The organism is Mesorhizobium sp. CNPSo 4689, assembly GCF_057784325.1.
The window spans coordinates 37,983-44,654 of the sequence record NZ_JBWLUZ010000038.1; the positions used below are offsets into that span (position 1 = coordinate 37,983).

At 62.4% G+C, this 6,672-nt stretch carries 5 protein-coding genes; 2 read left to right on the forward strand and 3 right to left on the reverse strand.

Annotated elements, in window-relative coordinates:
- Window positions 1-2: 2 nt before the first annotated feature.
- Window positions 3-884 (reverse strand): 4-hydroxy-tetrahydrodipicolinate synthase, encoded by an 882-nt coding sequence (dapA, locus tag AC04SI_RS28800; RefSeq protein ID WP_404277470.1) that lies wholly within the window; start codon window positions 882-884, stop codon window positions 3-5.
- Window positions 885-1,129: 245 nt separating this feature from the next.
- Here dapA and AC04SI_RS28805 point away from each other — a divergent pair, with 245 nt between their 5' ends.
- Together AC04SI_RS28805 and AC04SI_RS28810 are read left to right on the forward strand one after the other, a co-directional pair.
- Window positions 1,130-3,175, forward strand: a complete 2,046-nt coding sequence (locus tag AC04SI_RS28805; RefSeq protein ID WP_488475349.1) for a lytic transglycosylase domain-containing protein — start codon at window positions 1,130-1,132, stop codon at window positions 3,173-3,175.
- An 85-nt stretch (window positions 3,176-3,260) separates the two neighbouring features.
- Window positions 3,261-4,160: an alpha/beta fold hydrolase gene (locus AC04SI_RS28810; RefSeq protein ID WP_488475350.1), complete on the forward strand. Its 900-nt coding sequence runs from the start codon at window positions 3,261-3,263 to the stop codon at window positions 4,158-4,160.
- A gap of 58 nt (window positions 4,161-4,218) precedes the next feature.
- On the opposite strand, the gene AC04SI_RS28815 is transcribed toward AC04SI_RS28810, so the two are convergent.
- Together AC04SI_RS28815 and AC04SI_RS28820 are read right to left on the reverse strand one after the other, a co-directional pair.
- A complete protein-coding gene (locus AC04SI_RS28815; protein WP_488475351.1) occupies window positions 4,219-5,298 on the reverse strand; it encodes a tyrosine-type recombinase/integrase in 1,080 nt (359 codons plus the stop codon).
- 239 nt (window positions 5,299-5,537) lie between these two features.
- A partial coding sequence (locus AC04SI_RS28820) for a porin (protein ID WP_488475352.1) occupies window positions 5,538-6,672 on the reverse strand: 1,135 nt, incomplete at its 5' end.

Sequence of the window (6,672 nt, forward strand, 5' to 3'; positions counted from 1 at the left end):
CCCTAATTTATCAAGCCGGCATGCTTCATCGCCTGATCGATCTTCTCGGCAGTCGATGCCTCGATCGTCACCAGCGGCGAGCGCACGACGTTTTCGACCTTGCCCAGCTTCGACAGCGCATATTTGGCGCCACACAGGCCAGGCTCGGTAAAGATCGCCTTGTGCAGCGGTAACAACCGATCCTGCAGGTCGAGCGCCCTGGCGCTGTCGCCGGAAAGGGTGGCTTCCTGGAATTCGGCGCAGAGTCTCGGCGCGACATTCGACGTCACCGAGATGCAGCCGACGCCGCCATGGGCGTTGAAGCCGAGTGCGGAGGCGTCCTCGCCGGAAAGCTGGATGAAATCCTTGCCGCATGTGGCGCGCTGCTCGGAAACGCGCTCGACCTTGCCGGTGGCATCCTTGACGCCGACGATGTTCTTGAAGTCGTGTGCCAGCTGGCCCATCGTCTCCGGGCTCATGTCGATCACCGAGCGCGGCGGGATGTTGTAGATGATGATCGGCAGGCTGGTCGCCTTGGCGACGGCGGCGAAATGCGCATAGAGACCGCGCTGCGTCGGCTTGTTGTAATAAGGCGTGACGACGAGAGCCGCATCGGCGCCCGCCTTCTCGGCATATTGCACCAGCCCGACGGCCTCTTCGGTGTTGTTGGAGCCGGCACCGGCGACGACCGGAACGCGCCCGTTGGCGACTTCGATGCACACCTTGACGACCTGGCGATGCTCGTCATGCGATAGCGTCGGCGACTCGCCTGTGGTGCCGACGGGCACCAGCCCGGTTGTGCCTTCAGCGAGCTGCCATTCGACGAACGCGCGAAAGGCTTTCTCGTCGAAACGCCCGCTCTTTTCGAACGGTGTCACGAGCGCGGTCAGCGAGCCTCTCAGCATGTCGTCCAACTCCTTGGGACTTATCGAGTTTTGTCGGTCGGTCTATGGTGCGCGCCTTCTAGCCGAAAGCGAAGCCGCGCACCATAGTCTCGACATTGTTGCGCGGCAAGCATTGCCATGGTGCCAGTGTCGGCAATTCGAACGACCTAGATGAGCTTTTGTTCACGGGCTTTTCACCACCGAAGTCTAGGCTGCAACGCTTCCGTGCCTGCTGGTAGTGTGCACGAACAGGAATGACGAAAACCATGCCGACCAGGCGGTCCCATCGTTTTGCGCTTCTGGGCGCCACGCTTGCGCTGATCCCAGTCGCGGCGATCGGCGGTGGCGTCGATGTGCATCTGACGTCGGCGATCCCGATGCCCGACTTGCAGAGCCAGTCAGATCCGGGCCAGCCGGATGCGCGCCCCTCGCCCAGCGTCGCCCCGCTGAAGAGCGGCCTCGACAGGCTGGCGGCCAACGACATTGGCGGCGCGCGCCAGATGCGCGAGGCACTGCCGGCCGATTCGCTCGACCGCCATATCCTTGCCTGGGCGATCGCGCTCTATGGCGGCGACCAGGTGCCGAGCGGCGACATCGCCGACGCCGCCAAGATGCTGCCGAACTGGCCGGGCACGATCGCGCTGCGCAAGAACAGCGAGCGCGCGCTCTATCGCGAGAACCCCTCGCCGCAGACCGTGGTGAAGGCATTCGACGGCAGCCAGCCGCTGACACCGGAAGGCGTGATCATCCTTGCCCGCTCCTATGTCGCGCTGGGCAATGCCAAGGCAGCGCGTTCGGTGCTGTCGCCATTCTGGCGCATGGAAAGGCTCGAGGCCAAGGACGAGACTGCGGTCATCAAGGAGTTCGGCGCGCTGATCCCGGCCGCCGACCATCGCTTCCGCATGGAGCGCATGTTCTATGCCGACAGGGTCAGCTCGGCCTTGCGCGTCGCCGGCCTCGCCGGCGCCCAGCCGCTAGCCGATGCCTGGGCGGCCGTGTCCAAGGGCGACAAGAATGCGGCCAAGCTGCTGAAGGCCGTGCCCGCCGCGCAGCGTTCGGCCGGCTATTTCTTTGCGCAGGCCGAATATCTGCGCAAGCAGCAGAAGTTTTCCGACGCCGCGGCGATCGTGATGAAGGTGCCGAGCGACCGCGAGGCTCTGGTCGATCCCGATGCCTGGTGGGTGGAGCGCCGGGTGCTGGCGCGCGAGCTGGTCGACCAGGGCGACATGAAGACCGCCTACAGAATTGTCGCCGCGCATGCCGCCGAAGGTGCCGCCAACGCCGCCGAGGCCGAATTCCATGCCGGCTGGTACGCGCTGCGCGGCCTCAACGATCCCGCCACCGCCGCCACGCATTTCGCGCGCATTGCCAACCTGGCGCAGGGGCCGATGTCGCTGTCGCGCGCCTATTACTGGCTCGGCCGCGCGGCAGAGGTCGGTGGCCCCGGCAACGCCAAGGACTATTTCTCTCGCGCCGCCGCCTACGGCACCACCTTCTACGGCCAGCTTGCCGGCGAGCGGGTCGGTTTGAGGAGCCTCAACATCATGTATCCGCAGCCGAGTGCGGCTGACCGGAAAAACTTCGTAATCCGAGAAGCTGTCAGCGCCATCGTGCGGCTGCAGGAGGCAGGCTACGACCGCTATGCCGAGACGCTCTACCGCGACCTCGCCGGGCAGCTGACCAGTCCGGGCGAACTGGCGCTGCTCGCCGTGCTGGCGGAAAAGCAGGGCAACCATTTCATGGCCCTGAAAATCGGCAAAATCGCCGGCGCGCGGGGCATCGATGTCGGGGCACTGTCGCATCCGCTGGGTGTCATTCCCGACACCGCCAACATCTCCGGCTCTGGCAAGGCGCTGGCCTATGCGATCGCCCGCCAGGAAAGCGAATTCAATGTCGGCGCCATCTCCAGCGCCGGCGCGCGCGGGCTGCTGCAATTGATGCCGGGCACCGCCAGGCAATTGGCGAAGAAGGCGGGACTGACGTTTTCGCAGACACGGCTGACCAGCGACGCCGGCTACAATGCGACGCTGGGCGCGGCCTTCCTCGGCGAACAGCTCGACCGCTTCGACGGGTCCTATGTGCTGACCTTCGCCGGTTACAATGCCGGCCCCAACCGCGCCGCTCAATGGGTAACGAAATATGGCGACCCGCGCGGCAAGGACGTGGACGCCGTCGTCGACTGGATCGAGCGGATTCCCTACACGGAAACAAGAAGTTACGTGCAGCGCGTGATGGAGAATTACGAGGTCTACAAGATGCGTATTTCGGGAAAGTACGACATCGTGGGAGATCTGGTGAACGGGCGGAGTTGAGGCCCTTCCTTCTCCATTTGACCGCCCCCTGCCCTCGGCTGTAGCAGTCGGAAGCGATCCGACAACGGCGGGGAATCGAGTGCATATGCAAGATGACCAAGGTTTTTCCGATTTCTTCTACACCGCCCCGGACGGGCCCAGGCTGCATGCCCGCGTCTACGGCGAAGCGAATTCGGGCCATTGGCCGGTCGTCTGCCTGCCCGGCCTGACCCGCAATGCGCGCGACTTTCATGAACTGGCGCTGCATCTGTCGAGGCAGGAGAAGAACCCACGAAAGGTCATCGCCTTCGACTATCGCGGGCGCGGGCAGTCCGCCTACGACCCCGATGTGAGTCGCTATAATGTCGGTGTCGAGGCCGGTGACATCCTCGCCGGCCTGGCGGGCCTCGGCATCGAGCAAGCGGCCTTCATCGGTACGTCGCGCGGCGGGCTGATCATCTATGTGCTCGGCGCGATGCGGCCGGCCGTGCTCAAGGCCATCGTGCTGAACGACATCGGCCCAGTGATCGAAGCCGCGGGCCTTGCCCATATCCGCACTTATCTCGATCCTGCGCCAAAGCCGAAGAGCCGAACCGAGGCGCTCGATGCCCAACGCAGCGCTCATGGCGGTGACTTTCCCGCGCTGACCGAGGCGGACTGGGAGCGGATGGTGTTAGCTCTCTATCGCGAGACGGATCAGGGGCTGCTGCCGGATTTCGATCCGCGGCTGGTCGAAACGCTGGCCGGCCTCGACCCCAGCAAGCCGCTACCCGATCTATGGCCGCAGTTCGAAGCGCTGGCCGCCGTGCCGCTGCTCGCCATACGCGGCGGCAACTCGAAACTTCTGTCGGCCGAGACGCTGGAAGAGATGCGAAAACGCCATCCCAGCATGGAGGCGATTACGGTCGATGGCCAGGGCCACGCGCCTTTCCTGGAGACCGGCGGCCTGCCGGACGCCATCGCCGCATTCCTAAATCGGGTCGAACAGCAGGTTCAGGCAAAGTAAAACCCAAGACCAAGTCGGTCTCTGGGTCGTTATTGCAGTATAGGAAAGTTTGGCGGAGCTATTTGGCCTTGGAGCTTTTCCTGGCCGGCTTGGCCGCCTTCGCTGTGCCCGCTTCGCGCTTTTGCCCAGGCCCTGCCGATGTAGGCGTGGTCAGCGGAGACGAGAACGCCGAGTTCTCCGTGCCGCCGGTCGTCCCTTCACTGCGGGGCGTTTCCAGCACGACGACGCAGCCATCGAGGTCGTTGGTGGCAAGATGGGCGTAACGCATGGTCATCGACAACGTCTGGTGGCCGAGCCACATCTGGACGCGCCTGATATCGATGCCGCCCTGGACGAGTCGCGAAGCGCAGGTATGGCGCAATATATGCGGCACCACCTGTTCGTCGGCGCCGAGGCCGACCTCAGCCTTCGCATCGTTCCAGATGGCGCGATATTGCGCCTGGCTGAGCTTGGTGAACGGACCCTTCGGCCGGCGTCCTTCGGTGACCGGAAGCTTGATCGCCTCCTTGACACGAGCAGTCATCGGAATGGTGCGGCTGCGGCCGGACTTGGTGATCCAGAAGGAGACGCGGTGTTCCTGGATGTCGTTCCAGATCAGACCGAGCGCCTCGCCGAGGCGGCATCCGGTGTCGACGAGGAAGACAGAAAGACGGTAAGCATCCTCGCTGCGGCTCCTGATGGCCGCGAACAGCCTGGCCTCTTCGTCCTTTTCCAAGAAACGAATCCGTCCCGCCCGCTCCTTCTGGCGGCGGAACTCGGGCAGGCTGTGGATATCTCCCATCTTATGAGCCTTGCGCAACAGTTTGCTAAGGGCAGCCATCTTCCGGTTGATGGTTGCGTTGCTGTTGCCGCGCTGGCGCAAGGTGCCGATAAGGTTGTCCAGGGTGCTTTGGTCAAAGGCGCTGAAACGCTCCCCAAGGAGGATCTCGTCTATTTCGCCGATGAAGGAGCTGACATTGTATTTATGCCGCCCGTCATCCCAAAGTATGTCTCGATAGGCTGAAAAAAGCTCTCCGACCCTATACGACTTTACTTCTCTTATCTTGTTAAAGCTGTATTTGATCTTTGAGCTTTGAGAAGAAAACATCGAAAAATGATCAGAGGGTGTTTCCTCTTGAATCGCTTCGGTCGTCATCATTCGCTGCAACCCCCGAATGGATAGATCAGCCCTATCCGCTTGGAGGCGCCCTTTCAAGAGTTTTGAATCACGCAGTTGTGATTTCATCCGCCCATCAACGGATCCCACGAAATCATCCCACGGACTCTATTCAGCTACCGATACCCCCATCCTTTCGTTTGCGTTGACCCAGTCACGAAAACAATCCAGCCCGGGCGTTTAAGCGCCCGGGCTGGATTTCACCTGTGTAGAACCAGCCCTTAGAACGAGCGCTGGAAGCGGAGCATACCGCCGATGTTGTTGTCGTCGTCGGCATTGGTCCAGTTGGAGAAATCGGCCTCACCGAAATTGCCGGCGTGGAGGTAGTCAACTTCAGCCGTGACCGTGAAGCCGGGGACGACATCGTAAGCGATGTTGGCTGCGATACCGAGGTTCTCACCTTCGTCATACGAGACCTGGACGTTGAACGAGGTCTTCTCGTTGATGGTGTAGGTACCACCACCCCAGACTGCCCAGTTGCCGTCCCACTGCTTGTAGAAGCCGCGGCCGCCAGCATCCAAGACATAGGTCGGATCCGACAGGTTGTCGTCGGTGCCGTAGCCGCCCATGATGAACAGCGACAGGTTCTGCATCGGGGTGACGTCCAAGCGGACCTTGCCGGCGACTTCTTCGTAGTTGCTGTCATACGCGATGACGCCGGTGATGGCGCCCCAGCCCTGCGTATACTTCAGACCGCCGACGACATGCGGAACGTAGCTGTCGATCGTGCCCTTGCCGTAGAAACCATCGGTACCGCCGCCCGAGCCTTCTTCGAGCGAGAGAACGGCGGAGAAGCCGTTGCCGGCATCGAAGTAGTACTGGACGACGTTGGTGTCGAAATCGCCGTAGGGAACCAGCGTATCCTGGATGACGTTGCCGGCGTAGCCGATGAACGTGTTGAAGGCCGATTCGTCCTTACCGACGCGCAGACCACCGAGCTGAATCCAGGCGAAGTTCAGCGAGAAGCCCGAGTTGCCAGCAATATTGTCAGACAACGCGGTGGCATAGTCGTTGCGATTGTTGAAATTCCAGCGGGTCTCGGTGTAGGTCTTCAAGGTGCCGAGTTCGGTTTCCTGGCCGGTCCAGGTCTTCAGCGTGAAGCGGGCCCGCTTGCGCCAGGTGTCATTCTCGCCACCATCCTGCACGTCGAGGGTCTTCGCACCATCGAACGAGCCGACGTCGCCACCGCTGATGTCGTAACGGACATAGCCGCCGATGCGCAGGCAGGTTTCGGTGCCGGGGATGTAGAAGTAGCCCGAGCCGTAGACGTCGCAGATCTTGACGTATTCAGCCGGTTCCGGCTCGGCGACGACGACGGCGTCGGCGGCGCGCGCACCGGAAACTGCGATCAGGGCC

Bases quoted from the DNA above. Each gene is read 5' to 3' on its own strand.
- AC04SI_RS28810 (WP_488475350.1), top strand. From the start codon at position 3,261: ATGCAAGATGACCAAGGTTTTTCCGATTTCTTCTACACCGCCCCGGAC.
- AC04SI_RS28815 (WP_488475351.1), bottom strand. From the start codon at position 5,298: ATGATGACGACCGAAGCGATTCAAGAGGAAACACCCTCTGATCATTTT.
- dapA (WP_404277470.1), bottom strand. From the start codon at position 884: ATGCTGAGAGGCTCGCTGACCGCGCTCGTGACACCGTTCGAAAAGAGC.
- AC04SI_RS28805 (WP_488475349.1), top strand. From the start codon at position 1,130: ATGCCGACCAGGCGGTCCCATCGTTTTGCGCTTCTGGGCGCCACGCTT.